The organism is Nocardioides montaniterrae (assembly GCF_054782655.1).
In genome coordinates this window covers 1-639 of record NZ_BAAGSB010000031.1, presented here as the reverse complement: position 1 = coordinate 639, position 639 = coordinate 1, and the positions used below count along the sequence as shown (strand labels likewise).

Annotated in this window: 1 protein-coding gene; it reads left to right on the top strand. The window is 63.2% G+C overall.

Annotation, left to right across the window (positions count from 1 at the left end):
* Positions 1 to 176 precede the first annotated feature (176 nt).
* Positions 177 to 639: IS110 family transposase (locus ACYVJ3_RS16625; protein WP_460854193.1), on the top strand; the 463-nt coding region annotated here is incomplete at its 3' end.

Genomic DNA, 639 nt, shown 5'->3' with positions numbered 1-639 from the left:
TATCTGACGCCGCTGGCTGTCTTGGTTTCGAAGTGTCGGCTGCGGCCGGGCGTCATCTGAATGATCGCGCCGGGCCGGCCTGCATGACTTGATAGGAGCCTGCGGCAACAGACTGCCCTTCACTGATTTGTCTGCCCGCCGACCCGACGCACCCCAAACGAAGGGATGTGTCCATCATGAGCGACAGATCAAGAACGGGCATCTATGTCGGTGTCGACACCCACTTGCTGGTCCACCACGTAGCAGCCATCGACCAGGCAGGCCGCCCGGTCGATGACCGTGCGTTCCCAGCGGACGCAGCTGGCTATAACGCTGTCGTGGCCTGGGCTGAAGCCCTTGGCACGGTCCGGGTCGCCGCGGTCGAGGGCACCAACTCCTACGGCGCCGGACTCAAACGAGTACTGCATGCTGCGGGTTGGCGACTCCAAGAGACGACCCCCGGCGACAAGGTCGACCGTCGGCTGAACGGCAAGAGCGATGCTGCTGACGCCTACACCGCGGCCCGTGCCGCTCTGTCGGGTCGTGCATCGGCGATACCCAAGCGTGATGACGGAACCGCGGAAATAGTGCGGATCCTGCAGGTCAATCGGCAGATGCTGGTCACTCAACAGACCCAGACCATCAACCAGATCAAGGCGC